1 protein-coding gene is annotated in these 220 nt (G+C 62.3%); it reads left to right on the top strand.

The window, feature by feature from the left end; genetic code table 11:
• Nucleotides 1-220, top strand: a 220-nt coding sequence (locus Q1A87_RS24085; protein WP_299657472.1) for a transposase, incomplete at both ends; no start/stop codon positions are given.

Raw genomic sequence — 220 nt, 5'->3', positions numbered from 1 at the left:
CCAAGCTCAGGAAGGGATCATATTTTCCGACCTTCCTCGAACCGCGCCGGACGGCCGAGAAGGCGCTGATGGCGGTGGTGCAGGAAGCGTACATCCACGGCGTCTCGACCCGGGCGGTGGACGATCTCGTGAAGGCAATGGGACTGACAGGCACCTCAAAGAGCCAGGTCTCGCGGCTCTGCGAAGAGATCGACGAGCGTGTGCAGGCCTTTCTGAACCG

The organism is uncultured Jannaschia sp., assembly GCF_947494055.1.
Lineage (GTDB): Bacteria > Pseudomonadota > Alphaproteobacteria > Rhodobacterales > Rhodobacteraceae > Jannaschia.
This window is presented reverse-complemented; position numbering and strand designations above follow the sequence as displayed.